This window comes from Chryseobacterium sp. YR221, from assembly GCF_900176315.1.
Lineage (GTDB): Bacteria > Bacteroidota > Bacteroidia > Flavobacteriales > Weeksellaceae > Chryseobacterium > Chryseobacterium rhizosphaerae.
In genome coordinates this window covers 773,832-798,541 of record NZ_FWXM01000001.1, presented here as the reverse complement: position 1 = coordinate 798,541, position 24,710 = coordinate 773,832, and the positions used below count along the sequence as shown (strand labels likewise).

The window sequence follows — 24,710 nt, the reverse complement described above, 5'->3', positions numbered from 1 at the left end:
AACTACTATAATGCCTACATTATTTAAAAAGTAGCCCCACCAGGAATCGAACCTGGATCTAAAGTTTAGGAAACTTCTATTCTATCCATTGAACTATGAGGCCCTTTGAATCATAAAGATACATATTATTTAAACCTCTTTTGATAAGTTGAGGATGATAGAATGGAGGAGATGCATATTGATTGATCCATTAAAAAATAAAAGAACCCGCTCTTTAGGAGCGGATTCAGTAGATAATACATCTCATTTTTTTAATTAGACAACAATAAAAAGCACAGCCGACAATGCTGTGCTTAAATTTTTATTTCAAATTTAATTGCAATTTCAATAGTAGTAAGAAAAGCAAATAAAGTTTCCACTTCGATTATTATTACATAGTAAATGTACAAATAATTATAATACGAAATATGAACTTAATGTTAAAATTCACAAGTTATTCACAATTTTTTGTGGATAAGTATGGTTTTACGAATTTTCCGGTTCATAGAATAAGAGAGATAAAAAAACAGAGAGCTCACTGGCTCTCTGTTTTATAGTTAGTTTTCAAGTTTTTCCTTGATATATTTTGCGGTATAAGACTTCTTGTTTTTTGCCAGATCTTCCGGGGTTCCGGCGAATACTACTTCACCACCATGTTTTCCGGCTTCAGGGCCGATATCGATAATATGGTCTGCACATTTGATAATATCCGGCTGGTGCTCAATAACGATCACAGAATGGCCAAGATCAATCAGTGCCTGCAGGGATTTCAACAGTTTCTGAATATCATGGAAATGAAGCCCAGTAGAAGGCTCATCAAAAATAAACAGTGTTTTATCTGTTGTAACGCCTTTAACAAGGAATGATGCCAGTTTTACACGCTGTGCTTCACCACCGGAAAGGGTAGAAGAGCTCTGTCCCAGCTGCAGATAGCCCAGCCCAACCTCCTGTAAAGGTCTTAGCTTGGTAACAATCTTTTCTTCATTATTATCTTTAAAGAATTCCAGTGACTCATCTACGGTCATATGAAGGATATCGGAAATATTCTTTTCATCAAACCTTACTTCAAGGATCTCATTTTTGAAACGTGTTCCTTTGCAAACTTCACATTCCAGTTCTATATCAGCCATAAACTGCATAGAAACATTGATCACCCCTTCACCTTTACATTCGTCGCATCTTCCGCCATCTACGTTGAACGAGAAGTGTTTAGGTTTGTAACCCATCATTTTAGATATTTTCTGCTTGGCAAACAGATCACGGATGTCATCGTATGCTTTCAGATAGGTTACAGGGTTGGAACGGGAAGACTTTCCGATCGGGTTCTGATCGATTAGTTCAATATTTTTAATCAGTTTTTTAGGGAATTCCACAGAATCATAATCGCCTTTTTTACCCCCCATTCCTAATTGGATCTGGATATCATTGGTGAGGATTTCTTTCATTAACGTAGACTTTCCGCTTCCTGAAACTCCGGAGATTACCACCAGGCTTTCCAAAGGAATATCTACATCAATATTTTTAAGGTTATTCTGACGGGCTCCCTTGATATGAATCCATTCTTTACCTTTTCTGCGTTTTGTCGGAACTTCAATTTTCAGCCTTCCGGTAAGGTATTTTGAAGTAAGCGTATCTGCATCTTTCAGGTCTTTGTAATTACCGGCAAATACCAGTTCTCCACCAAGATAACCCGCTTCCGGACCAATATCTATAATATAATCGGCGGTTCTCATTACATCTTCATCATGCTCTACCACAATAACCGTATTTCCTAAGTCACGAAGGTTTTTCAAGACTTCGATCAGGTTTTCCGTATCCTTTGAATGAAGACCGATAGAAGGTTCATCCAGAATATAGATAGATCCTACTAAAGAACTTCCTAAGCTTGTTGCCAGATTAATTCTCTGACTTTCACCACCGGAAAGTGTATTGGAGGTTCTGTTTAACGTTAAATATCCTAAACCAACCTTTAATAAAAATTCCAGGCGGGTGGTGATTTCATATAACAGTCTTTTCGCTACTTCCTGGTCATGCTCAGACAGCTGTAATCCATTAATTAAAGGAGCCAGCTCATCCAAAGGAAGCTCAATCATCGATTGGATGTTGTGCCCGTCTACTTTTACCCAGCTGGTTTCCTCACGAAGCCTTAAGCCCTCGCAGGTATGGCATAATGTTTTTCCTCTGTAGCGGGAAAGCATCACACGGTACTGGATTTTATACAGGTTTTCCTCAAGCATCTTGAAGAAATTATTAATAGAAGGGAAATTATTACTTCCGTCACCTTTCCAAAGGAAGTTTTTCTGTTCCTTTGTTAACTGATGATAAGGTTTATGAATAGGGAAGTCGCCTGCCTTTTTGATAAAATCTTTTTTCCATTCGCTCATGGTTTCTCCTCTCCAGCATACTACGGCATCTTCATAGATAGATAAGGTTTTATTGGGTACCACAAGATCGTCATCAATTCCAATGACTTTTCCATAGCCTTCACAAGCCGGACATGCCCCATAAGGATTATTGAAGCTGAAAAAATGAACATTGGGTTCCAGAAATTCTATCCCATCCAGTTCAAACTTATTGGAGAATTCTTTTACCGCTCCCGTGTCCGGATTTTTCAGTGCACAATATCCGCGGCCTTCATAAAAAGCCATCTGGATAGAGTCTGCAAGCCGTTGTAAGAAACTTTCATCTTCCTCATAAGAAAAACGGTCAATCACAAGATTGATGATCATTCCTTTTTCAGGGACAAACCCGAAACTCTCCAAATCTTCTATTCCTGCTACATTTCCATTTATTTCAAGTCTTGTGAACCCTGCCAGCTTTAAAATATTCAGTGTTTCCTTAAAATTATCAGCATCATATTCCAAAGGTGCAGTTAATAAAAAAGGAGTGTCTTTTTTTGATGCTTTAATAAAATCGACCACATCAGAAACCGAATCCTTTTTCACTTCCTCTCCGGAAACCGGAGAAAAAGTTTTTCCGATTCTGGCAAACAGAAGCTTCATATAATCATAGATCTCAGTAGAGGTTCCTACTGTAGACCGTGGATTGGAAGAAATTACTTTCTGCTGGATGGCAATAGAAGGGGCCAGCCCTTTAATATCATCAATTTTAGGTTTTTCCAGTTTCCCTAAAAACTGTCGTGCATAAGAACTTAAACTTTCTACATACCTTCTCTGTCCCTCTGCATAAATCGTATCAAAAGCCAAAGATGATTTACCGCTTCCCGAAACTCCTGTAATCACGATCAGTTTGTTTTTAGGAATCAGAACATCTATATGTTTCAGATTGTTAAGATGTGCATTCTTAACGAAAATCTGTTTTTTTATATCTATTTCTGTTGTACTAGCCATATTCTGTTTATTCATAAAAGTAACTGTACAGTATTTAATCTGCCAGTAATGGTGTTTTGCCCCGAAATATTCCGGAACCGTCATCAATTGAACTTTTAAATTCATTCCTAAATTCTCCTGATATAAAACCGCATTGTGGATGAAATGCTGTTAGAAAATACAGTTGAAAAGAATGTCTTCTCCTGAAAAATTAAGACCCACAAAATTACGAATTTTTAGTGAAAATTCGATGCTTGTCTTGTTTTCAAAATAAATAGCAGAATAAGTGAAAAAAGACATCTGAAAACCAAATAATGCGCTGATAAAAAGGAAAATAGAACTTTTTTGAGTGGAGTTATTCTTTTCAGATATTTATTTTTCATTGTATTTTAAGGAATTTTATGATTTTAGTTATGTTTTTTTATACAACTATTGTTTTATGTTTAAAAATTATTTAAAATTGTATTCATAAATATGTAATATAGAGATGAGGAAATTATTCAGAGATCTGGTTACACATTTAATGAGAAAAAGATAGAAAAAATTACTCCCTCAAACAAAAGATGCAGCACCCCATGCTGCATCTTTTTTTATGACAAGTATCATTTGTCTGTATTGATGAACTCCCTTACTTTTGGAATCTGTTATAAAAGAAAACTACGGATACGTTATGATCAAAAAGATAGGAAGTGCTTTTTTTCTGGGATCACTGCTTTGGGTACAGGCACAGGAAAAGACGACAGATATTGAAAGCATTGAATTTCAGGGGAAATTTATCTCTACACCTTATAAAAGTGCCAATCAGAATATCAGTGTCATCACAAAAGAAGATATTGCCCATTCTCCGGCCAGAAGTATTGATGAAATTCTTCAGCAGGTTTCAGGTATGGATATCAGGAGGAGAGGAGCCAACGGGGTGCAGAGTGATATCGGCTTTCGGGGTAGTTCTTTTGAACAGGTCTTATTATTGCTGAATGGGATCAGAATGAATGATTCCCAAACCGGGCACAACAACATGAATATTCCGGTAGATTTAGCAGATGTAGAAAAAATAGAAGTTATCAAAGGTCCCGCTGCCAGACGATTTGGTCAGAATGCTTATGCGGGGGTGATCAATATTATCACTAAAGTAAATCCCGGAAAGCGGGTGAAAATCAGTGCTGATGGTGGAGATTATGAAACATATGGCCTCGGTTTCAATGCGCAGTTGGGAAATGAAAGGTTTTCAAGCGCGCTTCAGGCTAATTCAGCTTCTTCCCAAGGATATATGTACAATACTGATTATGAAATCAGGAATGTATTTTACCAGGGCCGGATGGGGATTAAAAACGGAGATCTTAAACTTCAGGCAGGTTTTTCTGAGAAGAAATTCGGAGCCAATGGATTTTATGCTTCTAAAAGTGCTACAGAACAGTATGAGGAAACCCAGGCATCCATTGTAAGTTTGGCCCATCAGCAAACTTTTGGAAAGCTGAAGCTTAATTCTAATGTATATTGGAGAAGAGGGCAGGATATGTACCTTTATAACAGGCAGAATCCGTCTTTTTACAGGAATATGCATATTGGAAATAATGTAGGGGGAGAAGTGAATTCCAGTTATCAGTGGGGGTTGGGAACAACCGGAGTTGGCGTGGAACTGAGGAAGGAATTTTTGGTAAGCAGTAATTTGGGTAACCCCAACCGTTTTGTGTCCCAGGTTTTCTTTGAACATCATTTTTCATTACTCGATAAAAAGCTGAATATCAGTCCGGGGATTTCATGGGCCAATTACTCCAAAGAAGGCAATTTTTTCTATCCGGGACTTGACGTAGGCTATAATTTCAATGCGAATAATAAAATCTACGGAAATATTGCAAAAGTACACCGTATTCCGACATTTACTGAGCTTTATTACGTAAGCCCAACCGAACATGGTAATGTCAATTTGCAGCCTGAGAATGCCATTTCATCAGAAGTTGGATATCAGTTTCAAAACAGCAGGATTCTTGCAAAAATCAGTGGATTTATGAGGAATTCCGATAATTCTATAGACTGGGTGAAAAATAATTTCAACGATAAGGTTTGGTATGCCCAAAATGTTGGTGAAATTAAAATAAAAGGAATAGAAGCTGAAGTGAATCACAAAGTAAATGATTGGTTGAGATATTCTGTAGGATATACTTTCCTGGATAGTAAATACAAAGAGAATAATGAGTTTGTTTCAAGATATATTCTTGATAATCTGAAACATCAGGTGGTAGCCAGATTAGAGACAAAATTCCTTAAAAATTTCACCAATGAACTGGTTTACAGATATAATGAAAGAGTGAGTCTGGGAACATATAACTTGTTGGATGCCAAATTAAACTTTACTCAAAAAGACTTTTCCGTCTATGTTCTGGTCAATAATATCACCAATACAAAATATACAGAAGCTTTTGGAGTGGAAATGCCTCAAAGATGGTTCCATATTGGGTTTTCTTACACTATTAATATTAAGTAGCTGTTAATCTAATATGAATTAAAGTTAATATTAACAAATTGTTAAAAAATATACATTTGCAAAAATTTTTTTATGAAACTTTTTTTAAGTCTAAGTCTACTTTTAAGTATTACATTATATAAAGCCCAGGAGCATCTTTCCAGCTTCAATGCTGTGACTTTAACCTACAAGTTTCATCCCAAATTTTTCATATATGCAGAAGGGCAGCTTCGTGGTAACGAAGATTATACTTACCCCGATTATTACGAAATAAAAGGTGGGCTAGGGTATAACCTTACCAAGAATCATAAACCTTTTGTAGGACTTGGAAGATATGTCAATTATAAAGACCATAGCTTAAGCAAAGAAGAATTCAGGGTATGGCTTCAGGATGTAATCGACTTAAAAAAAGGTATCGTAAAATTTGAAAACCGTTTTCGTGTAGAAAAAAGCTGGTTTTATGAACCACAGATCGATAAAACCTCTCAAAGGATGCGTTACCGCTACCGTTTGAATGTCAGTGTCCCTTTAAATGCTAAAACAATAAAGAAAGGAACTGTTTTTGCCAATGCCTATGACGAAATTTTCCTTGTATCACCTATGAAGCCTACTTTCGCCAGAAATAGGGTATATGGCGGTTTCGGCTATCAGATCGATGAATACTTTGGAGTTCTAACCGGGTATCTTTGGCAGCGTGAATTTGAAGCTAAAGGAAATAAAAACTTACACTTCATCTACCTTGCCCTGAATATCAATATTGACGGTACGGATCATCACGTGAAGACTTACGATTTCCCGGGTGCCGATTAATACTTGTCTATCAGATAATGATAGGCTTTCAGGTATTTATTAAACCTTTTGATATCTTTAGGGCTAAGTTCCCTGTTTACTCTTCTAAGGTCCATATTGTCCCGAAGGTCATTTAATTTTACTGCAACAGCCAGTGGTGATCTTTCGGTTCTTTTTACAAATTCGTCGTAATCTTCTTCCGGATCAAACTTGGTAAGACAGCTGATCGCGAAAATGATATATTCCGGGAAACCTTCGGTTCTTAAATAATCCAGGCTGAACTCCAGTGGATGATCTTCTACAACGTCATGCAGTACACCCACTATTTTTTCATCCAGTGTTTTGCCATATTCCATGACACGCATCACATGAGCAATATAGGGAGCATGGTACTTATCAGTTTGCCCTTTGTGTGCTTTGCTTGCTATTTTAATAGCTTTATGTAATAAATCTTCTTTTGTCATTTTTCTGAAAAAATAGAATACAAAAATAAAAAATGCCTTAAAAAGATAAGACATTTTGTTGAGAATATTTCAGATGTTTTTTACAAATTTGTTTCATCATCCAAAGAGGCATGTGGAGCATTGTTTTTTACGGATTCTATTCCGTTTTCCATGCCGTTTTCAGATTCGTACATCTGACTTGATCCTATGATCTGCCCGTTTCCAGCTTTAAGATTAAAATAACATCTGTCATCTTTAGCCTTATTTCTTTCATACTTTGTATCATCCTGAGAATTGGTTCTCACAGATTCTACTCCGTTTTCACAGGCAGATTTTGAGCTGTATCCCTGGCTTGTTAAGATTACCTGTCCGTTTCCTGCTTTAAGGTTAAATTGAAATTCACCGTTTGTTCTTTTTGAAATAACGAATTTTCCCATAAGTATTTATTTTAAGGTATTAGTTTATAAATAAAATTAGGAAAAAATATTGAATTCCAAAACTTTTTAAGATTCTATTGATATTTTATAATTTGTATATAAACATAAAAAACGCCCCAAAATGGGACGTTTTGAATCAAATTTATGTTATAAAAGACTAATAAGCTCCTTTTTCAATATAATGAGCCGCTACTTTTTCAGTTAAGGCCACTACATTTGGATGATTAGCATATTTTGTAAATCTTCTTAATCCTGAAAGCATCATTCTTTGCTCATCACCTTCAGCAAAAGAAATAATTCCTTCTTTAGCAGCAACGATGATCTTCTCAACAGCCTTGTAAAGGTTTAGCTGAGCCATTGCAGCTTGTACAGAATCAGGAGAGAAATGTTTCTCAACTCTTAATACCGCAGATTCTGCCATATAGATCTGGTTAAGGATTTCAGAAGCATTTAATAATAAATGTTGTTGCTTTTCAATATCCATCATATATTTCTGAAGAGCAGCTCCTGAAACCATTAGGAAAACTTTCTTAAGGTTTGCGATAATTGCTTTTTCCTCACTCATAAATTCTGAATAATCAGGAACTTCAAATGAAGGGATTCCCATCAACTCCTTGCTGATTGCCATTGCAGGAGATAAAAGGTCTAATTCACCTTTCATTGCTCTTTTAATAAGCATTCCTACTGCTAACAATCTGTTGATTTCGTTCGTTCCTTCATAGATTCTTGAAATTCTTGAATCTCTCCATGCAGATTCCATTGGAGTGTCTTCAGAGAATCCCATTCCTCCGTATACCTGGATTCCTTCATCAGCAGTGTGCTGTGCAAGGTCAGAAACGAATACTTTAAGGATTGAGCATTCTACAGCGAATTCTTCAACACCTTTCAGCTCAGCTGCCTGATGATCCATTCCGCCAGCAACCAATTCGTCAATTTTATCCTGAATATCCTTTGCCCCTCTGTAAGAACCAGCTTCACTTACGAATACACCGGTAGCCATTTCAGCAATTTTCTTTCTGATCGCCCCGAAAGTTGAAATAGAAACTCCAAACTGCTTTCTCTCGTTAGAATATTGGATAGAGTGGTTTAAAATTCTTCTCTGTGCATCTAAACAAGCTGCCGCTAATTTGATACGGCCAACGTTAAGCGCATTTAAAGCAATTTTAAAACCGTTGTTTCTTTCTCCTAAAAGATTTTCTACAGGAATTTTCATATCATTAAAGAATACCTGACGGGTAGAAGAGGCGCGAATACCTAGTTTATGTTCTTCTTCACCGAAAGTTAAGCTTTCAGGATTCTCAAGTTCAGAACGGTTAATTATAAAACCTGTGATATTTTTATCATCATCAATTTTAGCAAATAATGTGAATGTATCTGCAAATCCTGCATTGGAGATCCACATTTTCTGACCATTGATAATATAGTGTTTTCCGTCTTCGGAAAGTTTAGCTCTTGTTTTTCCTGAGTTGGCATCAGAACCAGCATCCGGTTCCGTTAAACAGTAAGCTCCGAATTTTGTTCCTGTTGCCAGGTCCGGAAGGTATTTTTTCTTTTGCTCTTCAGTTCCATAAAGAACGATAGGAAGAGTTCCAATACCCGTATGAGCACCGTAAGCTGTTGCTAATGATCCTGTAGCCCCGGAAATGTAATCACAGGCAAGCATGGTCGTTACAAAGCCCATTCCTAAACCTCCGTATTCTTCAGGAACAGATATCCCAAGCATTCCCATTTCACCCAATTTACGCATTGTTTCTTCAGTTAATGCATAATCTTTCTTTTCAAAACGCTCTTTTTGAGGAACCACCTCTCTGTCAATAAATTCTTTTGCAGAATCACGAAGCATTTTTTGTTCTTCGTTCAGTTCTTCAATACTGAAAATTTCGTTTGCAGGAATTTGTTTAATTAGGAATTCCCCGCCTTTTAATGTAGCCATATTTGTTTTTTTTATTTTTTGTAAAAAGTATAATGTAAAATGTACATTGTACTTTTCTTAGGGTATTATTTTGTAAGTCTTATTACTTTATACATTATACAACCGACATTGTACAATTACAGCAATTCAAAAATTGAAGCAGCACCTTGCCCTGTTCCTACACACATAGAAACCATTCCGTATTTGTTGCCACGCTTTCTCATTTCGTCTAAAAGCTGAACGGTAAGCTTGGTTCCTGTACATCCCAGTGGATGCCCAAGAGCGATTGCCCCTCCGTTTACATTTAAAATATCAGGGTTTAGGCCCAGTTCTTTTTTAATAGCAACAGACTGAGAAGCGAAAGCTTCATTAAGTTCAATCAAGTCAATATCTTTTAATTCTAAACCAGCCTGTTTTAACGCTTTTGGAATCGCATAAATAGGTCCCATTCCCATGATTCTCGGTTCAAGTCCTGCAGCTGCATAAGCTACCAGTCTTGCTTCCGGTTCCAATCCTAATTCCTTCACCATTTCTTCACTCATTACCATTACAAAAGCAGCTCCGTCACTCATCTGAGAAGAGTTTCCGGCAGTTACACTACCTCCGTTGGCAAATACAGGTCTTAATTTTGATAACCCTTCAAAAGAAGTGTCTTTTCTTGGACCTTCGTCTACAGAGAAATCGAACTTTTTAGTCTGCATTTTCTGATTTTCATCCAGGAAATTATATTCTACCGGGATCGGAACAATCTGATTGACAAATTTTCCTTCCTGATTAGCTTTTAAGGCTTTTACATGAGATTCAAAAGCAAACTGATCCTGCTCTTCTCTTGTGATATTATATTGCTTGGCTACTTCTTCAGCGGTGTAACCCATTCCCCAGTAGTAATCAGGGTTAGTCTTTGCAATATCCGTTTCAGGAACCGGTTTGTAACCTCCCATTGGAATATAAGACATAGATTCTGTACCACCGGCAATAATACAATCAGCCATTCCGGCCTGAATTTTTGCTGAAGCAATAGCAATAGCTTCACTTCCTGAAGCACAGTATCTGTTAACTGTCACTCCCGGAACTTTGTCTGTATTTAACCCCATTAAGGAGATCAGACGTGCCACGTTAAGCCCTTGTTCAGCTTCCGGCATAGCATTCCCAACAATAAGGTCATCAATTCTGTTTTTATCTAATTGTGGAAGCTCAGCCATTAATTTTTCAATAACGGTAGCTGCCATGACGTCAGGTCTTGTGAATCTTAAACTTCCTTTTGGAGCTTTTCCAACGGCAGATCTAAAACCCTTTACTATATATGCTTGTTTCATTTTTTATAAATTTTTGTAAAATGTATAATGTAAAATGTCGGCTGTACTTGTTACAAGATTTTATATACCCACACTGTACTTTGTACAATTCTATTTTGAATAATTTTGTTTTAATTTAATTATCATATTTTGAATATGTCTGATTTCGGTCATTAGTAATTCAAAGTCATTTTCCTTTATAAAACCTAAATCATTGCTGATTATAGCCTGAGTTTCAAATTCAAATGATGAACCTAATGCAATGTTTAAGAACTGACAAAATTGAGGATTACTGTCTCTTCCGGCTCCTTCAGCAATATTTGAAGGAATAGAATATAAACTTCTTCTTGATTGAGATGTTAATCCAAACAATTCATCTTTAGGGAAATCCTTGGAAATTAAATAATAATGCTTACACAGCATAATTGATTTTTTCCAAACTTCTAGTTCTCTAAAGTTGTGCATGTCAATACTTTTTACATTTTACAACCGACATTATACAAATTAATTTCTCAACGGTTTTCCATTCTGCAACATGTACTGGATTCTTTCAAGGGTTTTTCTTTCTCCGCAAAGGGATAAGAATGTTTCTCTTTCAAGGTTCAGTAAGTATTGTTCGGTAACTACTGTTGGTTCAGATAGATTTCCACCTACCATTACATTGGCCAGTTTATCTGCAATTTTCTTGTCGTGAGCAGAAATATAGTTTCCGGTAAGCATCTGGTCTGTTCCTACGTAGAACATTCCTAGTGCATCTTTACCTAATACTTTTACTCTTTGTTCGATAGGCTGGGTATATCCTTGTTCCGCTAATAGTTTTGCTACCTTTTTAGCTTCTGCAATCTGTCTGTTTTTGCTTACTGAAACGATGTCTTTACCTTTTTCAAGGATTCCCATATCGTAAGCCTCGTAAGCTGAAGTGGCTACTTTACCCATAGCAATGTTCATGAAAGCCTCACGAAGTCTGTTGTTTTTAACGTCATCGCTATGGAATTCTCTTGAAGTTCTTAGGGTAAGTTCTTTTGTACCACCTCCTCCAGGAATTACACCCACTCCAGTTTCTACCAGTCCGATGTATGTTTCTGCTGCGGCAACCACTCTGTCTGCATGCATGGTCATTTCACAACCACCTCCTAAAGTCATTCCGTGAGGAGCAACTACTACAGGAATAGAGGAGTATCTTACTCTCATCATTGTTTTCTGGAAGTAGGCGATCGCCATATTTAAATCATCCCAATCCTGCTCAATAGCCATCATAAGGATCATCGCAAGGTTAGCTCCTACAGAGAAGTTAGAACCCTGGTTTCCTACAACCAGTCCATCGTATTCTTTTTCTGCTAAATCAATTGCTCTGTTTAAGCCGTCAAGAACTTCGCCTCCAAGAGAGTTCATTTTGGAACGGATCTCAAAGTTGATGATTCCGTCTCCTAAATCTTCAATAGCAGCTCCTGAATTACTCCAGATTGTTTTGTTCTTTCTGATATTATCTAAGATGATGAAAGCATCTTGTCCCGGAATATTATTATAGTTTCCTGAGTTTTTGTCGTAAAAGATGCTTTGTCCTTCATCATTTACTTTATAGAAGGTTTCTCCTTTGTCGGCTAAAACTTTTACCCAGTCTGAAACTTCATATCCGGCATCTTTTGCCAGCTCTGTACCTTTTGCTACTCCTACGGCATCCCAGATCTCAAACGGGCCATTTTCCCATCCGAAACCGGCTCTCATAGCATCATCAATTTTGTAAACCTCGTCAGAAATTTCAGGAACTTTATGAGAAACGTAAGCGAATAGTGCTCCTAAAGATTTTCTATACAATTCACCCGCTTTATCTTTACCACCGATCAATACTTTGAATCTGTCGATTGGTTTGTCGATCGTTTTTGTAAGCTCAAGGGTAGGGAATGAAGATTTTCCCTGAAGTTCGTATTCTAAAGTATCAAGGTTTAATCCGTGAATTTCAGATTTACCTTCAGCATTTTTTACTTTTTTATAGAAGCCCTGTTCTGTTTTTGATCCTAACCATTTATTATCCATCATTTTCTGGATATAACCTGGAAGAGCAAATATATCATTGAAATCGTTAGCTTCAGCGCCGCTTTGACGAACTCCGTTTGCTACCATTACCAATGTATCAAGACCTACTACATCAGCGGTTCTGAATGTTGCAGATTTAGGACGTCCAATGACAGGACCTGTCAATTTATCTACATCAGAAACCGTTAATCCTAATTTCTGTACATTATGAAGAAGATCCATCATAGAAAATACACCAATTCTGTTGGCGATAAATGCTGGAGTATCTTTTGCCAGAACGGTAGTTTTACCCAGGAATTTAGCTCCATAATTCATATAGAAATCTATAATCTCAGGATCAGTATCGTTGGTAGGGATAATCTCTAAAAGAGGAAGATATCTTACCGGATTAAAGAAGTGTGTTCCAGCAAAATATTTTTTGAAATCCTCACTTCTTCCTTCTGTTAAGAAATGGATCGGAATACCGGATGTATTAGAAGAAATCAATGTACCCGGCTTTCTGAACTGTTCAATCTTTTCGTATACCGATTTCTTGATATCAAGTCTTTCTACCACTACTTCAATGATCCAGTCTGTATTTTTTATTTTCTGTAGATCATCATCGAAGTTTCCTACTTTGATTCTATCTGCAAACTTTGGAGAATAAAGAAGTGCAGGACTTGCTTTTTTCAGTTTTTCAAAGTTTTCGGTAGCAATTCTGTTTCTTACTACTTTGTCATCTTTGGTCAAACCTTTTTTCTGCTCAGCTTCAGTCAGTTCAAAAGGAACAATATCCAAAAGTGACACTTCAACACCGATGTTGGCGAAGTGAGCTGCGATACCGCTTCCCATAATTCCTGAACCAAGAACCGTTACATGTTTGATTCTTCTTTTCATATGTAAATTTTTATTTTTAATAAGGTCGTATGTAACCATACGGTTTCATTATAATTTATTTTCTGTTATTTAATAATTCGTTGGCTATCTTCATGATTTCAGTCATGACGTCTTTGAAAGTTTCAAGCTTCTCAGGAGCAATTTTTTCCATCACCTTTTTATTAAAGTTGACGACTACTTCCTTAGACATATTTCTTGAATTCAAACCTTTATCTGTAAGTTTAATGATCACCTCTCTTTTATCGGTGGTTGTCTTTTCCTTATAGATATATCCGTTATCTTCCAAAAGTTTGATAATCCTGGTCAAAGAGGTCGGCTCTATGGCCATCTTAGGGCCAAGATTCGTACTTCGGGTTCCTTCTTTGGGATCAATTTTAAGAAGGGTAAGGGCCTGTACTGCTGTAGAATCATGTTCCTGGGCTAATTCTGTGTACATTTTTGAAACAGCCAGCCAGGTCTGCTTTAAAATTAAGTCTACGTTTTCTATTTTATCTCTATCCATCATTTTTGCGCTAATGGTTTTACCCAAATTTAGTAAATATTATGCATGCATAGTATTTACTAACGTTAAATTTTGTTAATAATCTGATATTGAGTGGATTAAATTGTATGATTAGCATAATACTATGCATGCATAGTATGTGAAATAAGTAATAAAAACTAAGTATTAATGAATGTTTCCAATGAAATCAATGATTTCTTCAAAGGATTGGCATTGTTGTTTCGTGTTATCTTTAGTAATTACCCAAAAATGGTTCTGGAGATCGAAATGGAAGGCGGAAAGATCTTTTTGGAAGTTTTTTTGCAGCAGAGAATACAGCATTTCTTTATAAACCTGGGGTGCCGAGATATGAGGGGCTATAAAATTCTCACTCATTTGAAATAAAGAAGTGGTAGTCAGTTCCTCATTCTGAATCAAAATATCTTCTACAATTCCCGAGTATAGCTGATTATCCTTGATATACCATATTTTATCTGCAAATTCCTTCGCCAGCCTCCAGTCATGAGAAGAAAACAGGATAAGTTTATTCTGTTCTTTAGCCAGCTTTCTAAGGGTTTTAAGAATGATAATCTTATTTTTCTCATCCAGATGAGTAGTGGGTTCATCCAGAATAATAACAGGGGAATTCTGCGTTATAGCCCGTCCGATAAAAGCTTTCTGAAGATTACCGTCCGAAAGGTTTTTAAGAAGGGTATGTTGGTATTGGGTTAAATCTAATTCCTCAATAATATGAGTGACTTCTTTTCGGTCTTCTTCTTTTAATTCAAAATAAAAAGGATAGTAAATATATTTCCCCAACGAAATAAGATCTTCAACCGTATAATGCTTTGGAACAACTGATTTTGAAAAGACAACAGCAATCTGCTCAGCAATCTCTTTTACGGAAAACTTTTTTACATTTTTACCATTAATTACTATTTCTCCACTCCGTAAAGAAATCTGATGGAGAATAGATTTGATTAATGTCGTTTTCCCAACCCCGTTATTGCCGATCAACAGGCATACATCACCAAGCTTTGCCTCTGCATTAGCATTGGATATTAAAGTGGTCTGGTAACCGATGTTGGCTTGTTTTACTTGTAGATGCATATTTGAGGTGGTTAAACGCAAAATCGCGAAATATCTTACAAAAATACTGTTTTTAAGGCGCAAAGAATTTGACTTTGCCAGTTTTTTATACTTTTTATAGTTTATAAATGATTGACAACTCTTGTTACTCCATCTTTGAAAACATTGGATTGAAAGTTAAGTAATAAGCCTAATTTGCAATTTGTCATTTTTAAGTAGGTTAAAAGTTGAGCTTTATGGGTAGGGTTTATATAATCAACTGTTTTTATCTCTAAAATCAATTTATTTTCAATAATAATATCTAACCTGAAAGCATTCTCGATTCTTAAATCTTCATAAACAATGGGGAGCAATTTTTGTTTTTCTACTAAAAGTCCTGCTTTAGTTAGTTCATAAAACATGCATTCTTCATATACATGCTCAAATAATCCTGCTCCAAGTTTTTTATGGATTTTTAAACCCATATCAAAAACAATTCTTGATAATTCATTTTCTGTCATTTGTGGTATTTTAAATAAATATATGAATTGTTGGGTAAACGCAAAGGCGCAAGGGGGCTCATGAATTGCGTATATTTTAAGGCGCAAGAAAATCAAAGATTTTCAGGAAATACTTTTGGTCTTGATTGGTATATGAACTACCATTTTAGCAATGTGGGATTTAATTTTATCGGAGATAAAATCCTTGCGTCTTAATAACATTATAGTTTAAAAATTTCTTTGCGTCTTAGCGTATACCAACCCAAATCAGATTTTATTTTGGTTTAAAAGCATCATCAGGATCACTGGAATACCAAAAACGGAGCTTATTACATTCAATGGAATCTGTGTTTTTTCTGCAATGATGGAGAAAAATAACATGACCAGCATTCCTAAAAACATATTCAGGATCCACTGCTGCCATAGTTTAGACGGGTTATAGACCAGTCTGCAGAAGTGCGGAACAATAATTCCAATGAACAAGATAGGCCCTAAAAATGCCGTAATAGAGGCGGAGAGGAGAGAGGATGCTACAATGATTAAGAGCTTCAGACGCTTTAAATTTACCCCAAGGCTCTGTGCATAAGATGTTCCCAGAGAATTTCCGATCAGGGGTTTTATGGTTTTAAAACAAAAGAATAGCCCTATTAATATAAGGACAGATAAAACATAAATCTGATTTCTGCTTACCATATTATTAGCTCCAAAAGACCATAGAATATAGTTTTTAAGGCTTTGGTTCTCGGCATAGAACTGAAGCAGGGAAACAATAGCTCCTGCAAAAGCCGAGATAAGGAATCCGAAAATAATAAGGTAGGATTTATCCTGAAATTTATTAGACATCGATAACAAGACCAGCATCAGTACTAAGCTTCCTCCGATAGAGGATAAACTCAGAAAACTGTTTTGAAGAAATTCAGGAAGGAGGATATCCTGAGAGAAAAAAATGTAAAAAGCTACAGATAAACTGGCTACCGAAGTAATCCCCAATATATCCGGACCGGCTAATGGATTTTGAAAATATTCCTGCATCAGAAAACCGGAGGTAGGAATTGAGATTCCTGCAAGAAGCATAACCAAAACACGGTTGATACGGATTTCAGCAATTTGGCTATGGGCAGATTCTTGAAAAAAATCGTGCAGCTCTAAACTTAAAAATCCTGTGTTCAGATTAATGCCAGCACCTATAATAATAGCTACCAGAAATAATAAACACAGGATTCTAAACCTTTTTGACATTATTCAGAAAGAGTTTCTGTATATTTTACTTTAAAAAAGAATCGATTTTCGAATTCAGTACATCTTCCGTCATCATTCCTAAATACTCATCTGTTTTATCACCTTTTCTCATAAAAGTGAAGGGAATAGAACCTCCATCCCATTGTTTGAAGTTACGGGAGAAGAAAGTTGGATCTAATTTTTGTCCATCCAAAAGAATAACGCTACCTCCCAGATTATTTTCTACAACAAAATTTTTCACAGCACCATCCCAATCTGATTTTTCATCAAGATTTACAAACGTGAATTTTACAGGTTTCCCTTTCAATTCCTCCATTTTATTTTTAAAACTAGGAATCTCTTTCATGCACGGCCCACACCATGTTGCAAAAAAATTCGTTACGTATAAAGTATCATTATTTTTAGCTAAATATTGACCCACATTTTCCGGAGAAAGTTCTTTTGGAATATACGCAGTTGTTTCAGCAGCTGTATTTTTTGGTACTGAAAGTGAATCTGTAGTGGTATTTTCTGTTTTCTGGCTTTCTTTTTTACAGCTAAAAAGAGCCGTAATAATAAGCGTGGATAAAATTATCTTCTTCATAAATTATTTTTTATCTATTTTTGAATTGAAGTATGGAACAACAAATCTATAAAGGGAAACTGATACAGTTTCATTGGTTAAAAGTAGCGAAAAAGGAAGAACTGACCAAAAATACTTTTTCTCTGGAGTTTGAAATTCCTGAGAATTTAAGGGATAATTTTAAGTTTGAGGCAGGGCAATATGTGAGTGTAAAGTTTCAGTCTCATGGTGAAGAAGTGATTAATGATTATTCAATGACTTCGGCTCCGTATGAAGGGAAAATTTGTTTGGGAATAAAGGTTAATTCCCCTGAAGGAGCTACTTCGCAGCTATTTCAGAATTACAATGAAGGAGATCAGTTGTTGGTAGGCGAGCCTGCCGGAAGATTTACTTTAGGGTCTAAGCCAAGTGAATTCCGAACTATTGTTGCTTTTGCTGGAGGTATTGGAATTACTCCGGTTTTAAGTCATTTTAAAAATATTCTTCATAATGAGCCGAGGACAAGACTCTTTTTGTTTTTTGGAAATAAGAGTTCTGAGGAATTGATTTTCAAAGATCAGCTGGATCATCTTGCCAGAACCTGTGGAGACAGGCTTCAGATTTTTTATTTTTTCTCACAGGAAAAAACAGTGGATCAGTTTTTCTATGGCAGGCTGGATGAGAAAAAACTCAATTTGATCATCAATCAGATCCTGCATCTGGATGATACAGACGAAGAATCTACCATCTGGGATGCGGTAGATGAAGTCCTGATCTGTGGGAAGGGAGAAATGATAAAAACGCTGGCTAATGCCTGCTATCATCATGGAATTCCAAAAAAGAATATTCATTTTGAACTTTTTGAGGAATATAATGATGATATTTACCCTTTAGAAAAGGAATTTCCTCTTATTGAAAATATTGAAGTGGAGTTTACAATGTTGGGAAAAAAATATGCAACAATACTTCCCGATAACAGAGATAAAGTTTTGCAACAGCTTCTTATTCAAAAATTTCCTGTACCTTACTCCTGTAAATCTGGAATCTGTGGAAGCTGCGAATGTTCTTTGGAAGAAGGAGAAGTGGAACTCCTTGAAAATGAATATTTAACTGAAAAGGAGGAAGGACAAGGGCATATATTAGCCTGCATGTCGATTGTGAAAAGTAAAAAAATAAAGCTTAACTTTGATCTTAGTTGAGAATTTTTAAAAACATATTTGGTCTCGGTGTCATATCGGTAGAATTAGGAATTTTACTGATATGTTTCTGTAATGTCTGGGTTTTCGGGCTTACAAATGGCCGTACCTATACCAAGATATCCAAGATTCCCCCAAGAGAAATCGCTTTGGTTCTGGGAACATCACCTAAAATGAGATCGGGACTATCCAATCCTTATTTTACTAAAAGAATGGATGCGGCAGCACTTCTCTATCATCACGGGAAAATCAAAAAAATTATTGTAAGTGGAGAAAAGAGCAAAGGGTATAATGAGCCTGCCGCAATGAAAAACTATCTGGTGAATCAGGAAGGTGTTCCGGGAGATATTATTGTGGAAGATCCGAAAGGCTTCAATACGTATAAAAGTATATTACGGTGTAAAGATATTTACAAGAAGAAAAATGTGATTATCGTTTCGCAGGGATTTCATAACCTTCGTGCCTTATTTTTTGCAAGAAACAACGATATGAATGCGTTGGGTTTTGATGCACAGGATGTCACAAAACCTGAAAGTTTTTACAGAAATCAGGCGAGGGAAATCCTCGCCCGTGTAATTGCTGTAATTTATTTTGTTTTAGGCGTTTCTCCGGATTAAAAAGGATATCCAAACGCAATATTAAGAGTAGGTTTAAACGGCTGGATATTTTTGATTCTCCATCGGTCTCCCTCCGCTTTATTGGGGTCGTAGATCTTATAAGCAAGATCTATCCTTGCGGTGATGTAGGCAATATTTATTCTCAATCCAAATCCACTACCAATACCTACTTGCCCCAGGAATTTATTCAGTTTAAATTCGTCATTATATCCGTCATTATGATCACGCAGACTCCATGTATTTCCAATATCTGTAAATAAGGCTCCTTCATACATACTATTGAAAGGGATTCTGTATTCGATGTTTGTGGTAAGTTTTACATTATTGGTCATATAGGTACGTACTCTTTCATCTACCTGAGAGTCTGCCGGACCTAATCCGCCAAAGGCCACCCAGGCTCTGATATCATTAGAACCTCCATTGAAATAAGATTTAATAATAGGCATATCCTGAGAGTTTCCATAAGGAACACCCACTCCGATAAACTGGCGAAGAACCAATGTCTGATTTCCATTGAATTTAAAATATTTCCTTGCGTCGATATCAAATTTTATAAATTGAGCGTAAGGAATTCCAAAAATGGTTTTTTGAGGTGAGGTAACAACTCCACCATCATTATCTTTTTTGTTGAATAAGCTCAAAATATTACCGGCAAGCTCTACTTTACCATTGAAATAGAAAGCATTAGGGTAATCTTTCTTACCAATTTCACTATATACAAAATTATAGATCATGGAAGAAATCAATACATCTTGGGTCTGCCTGTCTTTATTGACCAATGTTCCTCTAAAAGCTGTTAAAAGATCTGTTCCCTTTTGGTCCAGATTGCCACGGTATTCCTGATCCTGTAAAAGAAGTTTTGAAACTTCATCAATACTAAGCTTGTTATTTTTATAATCGATTCCAATCTGGGGTCTGTACGCAAAATAGTTCCCAAAAATATCGTCTTTTACCCTTTCATCATTAACAAAATAGCTGTAATAAGCATCTTTGTTTTTTGTTAAACTGATTTGGGTATTAAATAAAGTCAGCTTATGATAAATCTGATCATTCACATTAGCCTGATAGTTAAGCCCCGTATTGAAATTGAGTCTTCCCAATCCGATATTATTCTGTATTGAGGCTCCCAATAAAATAGAGGAGGTAGGAGTATAACGTTTGGGAATAAACTTATAATAATTAAACGGAAGTAAGAGTCTTGGGAAATTAAGGGAAGCCTGTGCAGATATTTCGTATGCCGTACTTCTTTTATCAATATCCTGTGTACTTCTGATAGATCCGAAGGTTCCGGAAATACTGGTTGAAATATTTTCTGCTCCCCTAAACACATTACGGGTGGTAAGGTCTATAGAAGGAGAAATCCCCAGATTTAATAACTGGGAATAATTGACATCAGTTCCTACTTTAAGGTCATATTTTGGAAGTGGTTTCAATACATACAATACATCTACAATGCTATCATTTGGTGAAGTGATGCCACCTCTTCTTAGGGAATCCCGGGCTTTTACAATACTGAAATTGTTCATGGCCATAAAGTTCCTTTTGGTGACATCCAGTTTCTTTTGGTCATATACCTGTTTGCTGTCTACAATAACAGCTCTCCATAATGAGGACGTTTTATATTTATCATTCATCTTATGGAACCTTACTCTTCTTAAGCTGTCTTTAACGGTGTTTTTTGGAAAGTCACTAGGTTCGTCAACAATTGCAATATCTATATTTCCGAAAGTGGCTACTTTATAAGGACGGTCTAGAGAATCTTTATGAATCTCCAGCGTCAGGGGAACCTGTTTCTTACTCTTAATAGAATCTGCTATGAAATAGACCTCATCATTGGAACTGTTGAATTTATAGTATCCAAAATCTTTCATCAGGTCTGTAATTCTCGTCACCTCTTTTTCAAGAACTGTTTGGTCAAGAATTTGTCCCGATCTGATAAGGGTTTTTTCTTTCAGGTGAGAATATATATTTTTTATACCCTGATCCGGAATATTGTAATAATAATCTTTAATATAAGTAGGATCATTATGTTTGATGAAATAATTGACGGCTGCTTTTTTGGAGGCAGAATCCAGATTTTGTTTGAATTTTACATCTGCATCCCAAAAACCTCTGTATATAAGTCTTTTTTTGATAGATTCAGTACTTTTTTCACTTCTTGTCTGATCTAAAATTACCGGTGGTGTACCCCAGTTGTGCAATACACGGTCAAAAAACAGACTTTTTCCAACACTGCTTTGCATATTATATTTGATGAATAAAGAATCCCTTAGATTTTGATTTCTCATCTCCCGGGGATAGGTCATATATTCATTAAGTATCGTATCGTATTTGGAATTGGCCATATTGTAGAAAGCCAATGTTAAAGGCATGAATAGAAGCTGTTTTTTGTTAGGTTTCTGCTGAACGTAATCTTTCAGTTCTTCATCAAAAAACTCTTTCTTATCTTCGAATTCAAAGCTGTTTCTGGTGAGCAGATATTCACCATCCGGAACTTTTTTTGTCGTACTACAAGCATAAAGGAGACCAACAAATGTTGCAAATGATATAATTTTATAATACTTTTGAGGAGAATTCTTATAATGCTTACAGCTCATACAATAAAAATTTTACAGTCTTTAGATAAAAAGAAGTTCAGACAAAAATACAATTTGTTTTTGGTTGAAGGTAATAAAATCATTTGTGAACTTCCTAATTCTAATATTAAAGTTAAAGAAATATTCTCAACCGATCCGCAAAAATTGGACCGTACTGATATTCCTGTTTCCCATATCTCTGAAAATGAGTTAAAAAAAATTAGTTTCCTTAAAACTCCGAAAGATTCCGTAGCAGTATGTTATCTTGCTGCCGAAGAGAGAATGGAGGATAAAAATATTCAGCTTGTTTTGGATGGTATTCAGGATCCCGGAAATTTGGGAACCATTATCCGTCTTGCAGATTGGTTTGGGATAGAACAGATCATCTGCAGTGAAGATACTGTCGATTTCTATAATCCAAAAGTAATCCAGGCCAGTATGGGATCTTTTACCAGAGTAAATATAGTATATACTGATCTTGTGGAATATCTTTCAGAAACGGATAACGTAAATATCGGAACCGATATGGATGGTGAAAGTATTTATAGTTTTGAAAAACCGGAAAAGATAAATCTGATCTTAGGAAATGAAGGAAACGGAATGAGACCGGAAACAGAAGCACTTCTTCAACAGTGTATCACTATTCCAAGATTTGGAAGTTCCCAATCTACAGAAAGCCTGAATGTATCAATGGCGGCGGGAATTATTTTAGGACAGCTTTTTTCAAAATAGAAATCAGATTAAAGACATCAGATATCAGACAGAGAACTTTGACAGTAGTTATTAATCATAAATATGTACTATTTTAATTTAATCAACTGATCTAATGTATAAAGTACCGCATCTGATATCTAGAGTCTATATCTCATTATATTAACTGTTCCATACTTGAAACACTTTTATTTTTCTGGTATACCTCCAGCTTTTTTCTGACAAATTTTAGTGCAATAGGAGCGAGGTATATTAAAGCAGCGCCAACTAGTTTATTTTTCCAGTTGGTACTTTTCATATTCTTTTTGGCATAGTTTCCCACTATGGCAGTAATGCCCAGTTTTATAATGCCGTCTGCAATATTTCCATTAAACGCGGAACTGGCGATACCTACAGCTGTATTTTTACTGATGAGCAGATCTTTCACTTCTGAGGTAAGCTGTCTGGCAATTACATCTTTTCTCAAGACTACTTTTTCGTCTCCGTCTTCATCTATTTTTTCCTGAAGATACTGATCTGTTAACCCATTGGTAAAGGCACTTAAGCTTTCTTTTGTGTTCTTGAAGGTAAGAAGATTCTCAAGATCATTAATTTCACCCTGAAGCAGTTTTTTCTTTCTTCTTAATTCTTCTATGCTTTCGTATTTTCTGCCCATAGTTTAATGATTTAAAAATTTAATAACCTGATCTGCAACAGTATTGACAATCTTATTTTTAAAAGCAATGACAAAAGCCATTACTAAGGCATAAAATGCAGCAACAATTAAGAATCCATAGGAATAATTATCTAATGCTTTGCCAATGAGAAATGCAATTCCAAAATTGAAAAGAATAATAAAAAAAGCAAAAGCAACAAGCAGTACTACAAAGTAGGTAATGAGCCCGGCAGAAAGAGAAGACTTTTCAGTGGCTTCTATTTTCAGAAGATCTATTCTCTTCGAGGCGTATTCTTTAATAGTCTCTATCATTGTTTTTTTTTAAAGTTACAAAAAAAGGAACTTTTGTACAAAAGTTCCTTTCTGTAATTTACTTAAAAAAGATAAATTACTTATTTTTTTAGATCATTCAATTCTGCTTCTACATCTTTCACTACGTCTGCAGTTTTAGAAACAATCTGATCCTTATACTTATCGTATCCATCTTTCATGGTATGCGCTACATTATTCGCTGTTTCTTTGAAAGTGGAAGAGATATTACCATACTGGTCTTTTACTTTTTCAGAAACTTCTCCATATTTATTTTTAGCCTGATCTTTTAAATCATTCGCCTTATTCTTGATTTTCTTTCTTGTTTCTTTTCCTTCTTCCGGTGCATAAAGCATACCTAAGATTACACCCGCAGCAGCACCTGCAAGAAGTCCCGCTAATATACCTGCTGTATTTTTTTCTTTTCTAGACATTATAAGTTTTTTAATAGTTAATAATAGATTAGTTTTTTACAGTAATAAAACTTACAATTTGTATACCAAAGGAGGCTTTAAGCCTATTAAAAATTGTTAAATCTTTTGAATATAGGAGAGCATAAGTTGTATTGTTTCCTCTTTGCTCAATGTAGAGTTGTCAATAACAATTGCGTCGTCAGCCTGCTTTAGAGGGGCTATTTCACGCTCACTGTCTATTTTGTCTCTTTCAATAAGATTTTGTTTTACCTGCTCTTTATCTGCTTCAATTCCGAGTCCTTTTAATTCAAGAAATCTTCTGTTTGTTCTTTCGTCAATACTGGCAGTAAGAAAGAATTTATAGTCCGCTTTTGGCAGAACTACTGTCCCTATGTCACGTCCATCCATAATAACGCCGCCTTTTTCTGCCAAAGAACGCTGAGACTGCAGTAAAAAGTCTCTTACTTCTTTTTGCTTAGCCACCACGCTTACATGGTCTGAAACCTCATTCGAACGGATTTCTTTAGAGATATCAGTCTGATTAAGGAAAAGAACCAATGTTCCATCGTTATTTTTAAATTCGAGCTCAATTTGATCCAAAGAAGCGAATAATGCTTTCAGATCAATGTTGCCATTTTCATCCAAACAATGCTGCAATGCATACCAGGTAACCCCTCTGTAAAGTGCACCGGTATCCATATGAATAAGTCCTAATTGATCAGCAATGACTTTAGAGATAGAGCTTTTTCCGGTAGACGAGTACCCATCGATCGCTATTACAGGTTTTTTCATACTGCAAATTTCAAGATTTTTTTTAGAAAATCAAGAAATAATAAGAAATTTTAAGAA

22 protein-coding genes and 1 tRNA gene are annotated in these 24,710 nt (G+C 35.8%); 5 read left to right on the top strand and 18 right to left on the bottom strand.

Features of this window, described 5'->3' with window-relative positions; translation table 11 throughout:
* Positions 1-31: 31 nt before the first annotated feature.
* Positions 32-103: transfer RNA gene (locus B8967_RS03655), tRNA-Arg, on the bottom strand.
* Positions 104-536: 433 nt separating this feature from the next.
* Entirely contained in the window at positions 537-3,329 is a 2,793-nt protein-coding gene (gene uvrA / locus B8967_RS03650) for an excinuclease ABC subunit UvrA (RefSeq protein WP_084084940.1), read from the bottom strand.
* A gap of 649 nt (positions 3,330-3,978) precedes the next feature.
* Here uvrA and B8967_RS03645 point away from each other — a divergent pair.
* Positions 3,979-5,790: a TonB-dependent receptor plug domain-containing protein gene (locus B8967_RS03645; protein WP_084084463.1), complete on the top strand. Its 1,812-nt coding sequence runs from the start codon at positions 3,979-3,981 to the stop codon at positions 5,788-5,790.
* 72 nt (positions 5,791-5,862) lie between these two features.
* Positions 5,863-6,579, top strand: coding sequence for a DUF2490 domain-containing protein (locus B8967_RS03640; protein WP_047496044.1), 717 nt, complete (start codon positions 5,863-5,865; stop codon positions 6,577-6,579).
* Here B8967_RS03640 and B8967_RS03635 read toward each other — a convergent pair.
* The 11 genes from B8967_RS03635 to B8967_RS03585 all read right to left on the bottom strand — a co-directional run bounded on the left by B8967_RS03635 (position 6,576) and on the right by B8967_RS03585 (position 17,426).
* The gene (locus B8967_RS03635; protein WP_047496311.1) at positions 6,576-7,022 is read right to left on the bottom strand and encodes a phosphohydrolase; all 447 of its coding nucleotides are present in this window, start codon (positions 7,020-7,022) and stop codon (positions 6,576-6,578) included. The two genes, B8967_RS03640 and B8967_RS03635, sit on opposite strands and share 4 nt — an antisense overlap.
* An 80-nt stretch (positions 7,023-7,102) precedes the next feature.
* Positions 7,103-7,438: a YegP family protein gene (locus tag B8967_RS03630; protein ID WP_047496041.1), complete on the bottom strand. Its 336-nt coding sequence runs from the start codon at positions 7,436-7,438 to the stop codon at positions 7,103-7,105.
* Positions 7,439-7,595: 157 nt separating this feature from the next.
* The gene (locus B8967_RS03625) at positions 7,596-9,371 is read right to left on the bottom strand and encodes an acyl-CoA dehydrogenase family protein (RefSeq protein ID WP_084084461.1); all 1,776 of its coding nucleotides are present in this window, start codon (positions 9,369-9,371) and stop codon (positions 7,596-7,598) included.
* A gap of 116 nt (positions 9,372-9,487) precedes the next feature.
* Complete coding sequence (locus tag B8967_RS03620; RefSeq protein WP_047496036.1) at positions 9,488-10,666, bottom strand: thiolase family protein; 1,179 nt, start codon at positions 10,664-10,666, stop codon at positions 9,488-9,490.
* 90 nt (positions 10,667-10,756) lie between these two features.
* Positions 10,757-11,110, bottom strand: a complete 354-nt coding sequence (locus tag B8967_RS03615) for a four helix bundle protein (protein WP_047496033.1) — start codon at positions 11,108-11,110, stop codon at positions 10,757-10,759.
* 39 nt (positions 11,111-11,149) lie between these two features.
* Positions 11,150-13,555 carry a 3-hydroxyacyl-CoA dehydrogenase/enoyl-CoA hydratase family protein gene (locus B8967_RS03610; RefSeq protein WP_084084939.1) on the bottom strand — a complete coding sequence of 802 codons (2,406 nt, stop codon included), beginning with the start codon at positions 13,553-13,555 and terminating at the stop codon, positions 11,150-11,152.
* A 55-nt stretch (positions 13,556-13,610) separates the two neighbouring features.
* Positions 13,611-14,060: a MarR family winged helix-turn-helix transcriptional regulator gene (locus B8967_RS03605; RefSeq protein WP_373866368.1), complete on the bottom strand. Its 450-nt coding sequence runs from the start codon at positions 14,058-14,060 to the stop codon at positions 13,611-13,613.
* Positions 14,061-14,222: 162 nt separating this feature from the next.
* Complete coding sequence (locus B8967_RS03600) at positions 14,223-15,146, bottom strand: ABC transporter ATP-binding protein (protein WP_084084459.1); 924 nt, start codon at positions 15,144-15,146, stop codon at positions 14,223-14,225.
* 101 nt (positions 15,147-15,247) lie between these two features.
* Positions 15,248-15,625, bottom strand: coding sequence for a GxxExxY protein (locus B8967_RS03595; RefSeq protein WP_084084457.1), 378 nt, complete (start codon positions 15,623-15,625; stop codon positions 15,248-15,250).
* 246 nt (positions 15,626-15,871) lie between these two features.
* Complete coding sequence (locus B8967_RS03590; protein WP_084084455.1) at positions 15,872-16,843, bottom strand: FecCD family ABC transporter permease; 972 nt, start codon at positions 16,841-16,843, stop codon at positions 15,872-15,874.
* 25 nt (positions 16,844-16,868) lie between these two features.
* Entirely contained in the window at positions 16,869-17,426 is a 558-nt protein-coding gene (locus B8967_RS03585; RefSeq protein WP_084084453.1) for a TlpA family protein disulfide reductase, read from the bottom strand.
* A 32-nt stretch (positions 17,427-17,458) separates the two neighbouring features.
* On the opposite strand from B8967_RS03585, the gene B8967_RS03580 reads away from it, so the two are divergent.
* Positions 17,459-18,583 carry a ferredoxin--NADP reductase gene (locus B8967_RS03580; RefSeq protein WP_084084451.1) on the top strand — a complete coding sequence of 375 codons (1,125 nt, stop codon included), beginning with the start codon at positions 17,459-17,461 and terminating at the stop codon, positions 18,581-18,583.
* Positions 18,580-19,197 carry a SanA/YdcF family protein gene (locus B8967_RS03575; protein WP_047496014.1) on the top strand — a complete coding sequence of 206 codons (618 nt, stop codon included), beginning with the start codon at positions 18,580-18,582 and terminating at the stop codon, positions 19,195-19,197. The genes B8967_RS03580 and B8967_RS03575 overlap by 4 nt, the downstream gene beginning before the upstream one ends.
* Here the strand turns inward: B8967_RS03575 and B8967_RS03570 are convergent.
* Entirely contained in the window at positions 19,194-21,794 is a 2,601-nt protein-coding gene (locus B8967_RS03570; RefSeq protein ID WP_084084449.1) for a translocation and assembly module lipoprotein TamL, read from the bottom strand. The genes B8967_RS03575 and B8967_RS03570 overlap by 4 nt on opposite strands.
* On the opposite strand from B8967_RS03570, the gene B8967_RS03565 reads away from it, so the two are divergent.
* Positions 21,780-22,505, top strand: a complete 726-nt coding sequence (locus B8967_RS03565) for a TrmH family RNA methyltransferase (protein WP_047496009.1) — start codon at positions 21,780-21,782, stop codon at positions 22,503-22,505. The two genes, B8967_RS03570 and B8967_RS03565, sit on opposite strands and share 15 nt — an antisense overlap.
* Before the next feature lie 136 nt (positions 22,506-22,641).
* Here the strand turns inward: B8967_RS03565 and B8967_RS03560 are convergent, their stop codons facing one another.
* The 4 genes from B8967_RS03560 to cmk all read right to left on the bottom strand — a co-directional run bounded on the left by B8967_RS03560 (position 22,642) and on the right by cmk (position 24,653).
* Positions 22,642-23,139, bottom strand: coding sequence for a phosphoribosyl-ATP pyrophosphatase (locus B8967_RS03560; RefSeq protein ID WP_084084447.1), 498 nt, complete (start codon positions 23,137-23,139; stop codon positions 22,642-22,644).
* 3 nt (positions 23,140-23,142) lie between these two features.
* Complete coding sequence (locus B8967_RS03555) at positions 23,143-23,451, bottom strand: phage holin family protein (protein WP_047496002.1); 309 nt, start codon at positions 23,449-23,451, stop codon at positions 23,143-23,145.
* 80 nt (positions 23,452-23,531) lie between these two features.
* A complete protein-coding gene (locus B8967_RS03550) occupies positions 23,532-23,882 on the bottom strand; it encodes a YtxH domain-containing protein (protein WP_047496001.1) in 351 nt (116 codons plus the stop codon).
* Between the two features lie 96 nt (positions 23,883-23,978).
* Positions 23,979-24,653 (bottom strand): (d)CMP kinase, encoded by a 675-nt coding sequence (cmk, locus tag B8967_RS03545; RefSeq protein WP_047495998.1) that lies wholly within the window; start codon positions 24,651-24,653, stop codon positions 23,979-23,981.
* Positions 24,654-24,710 lie beyond the last annotated feature (57 nt).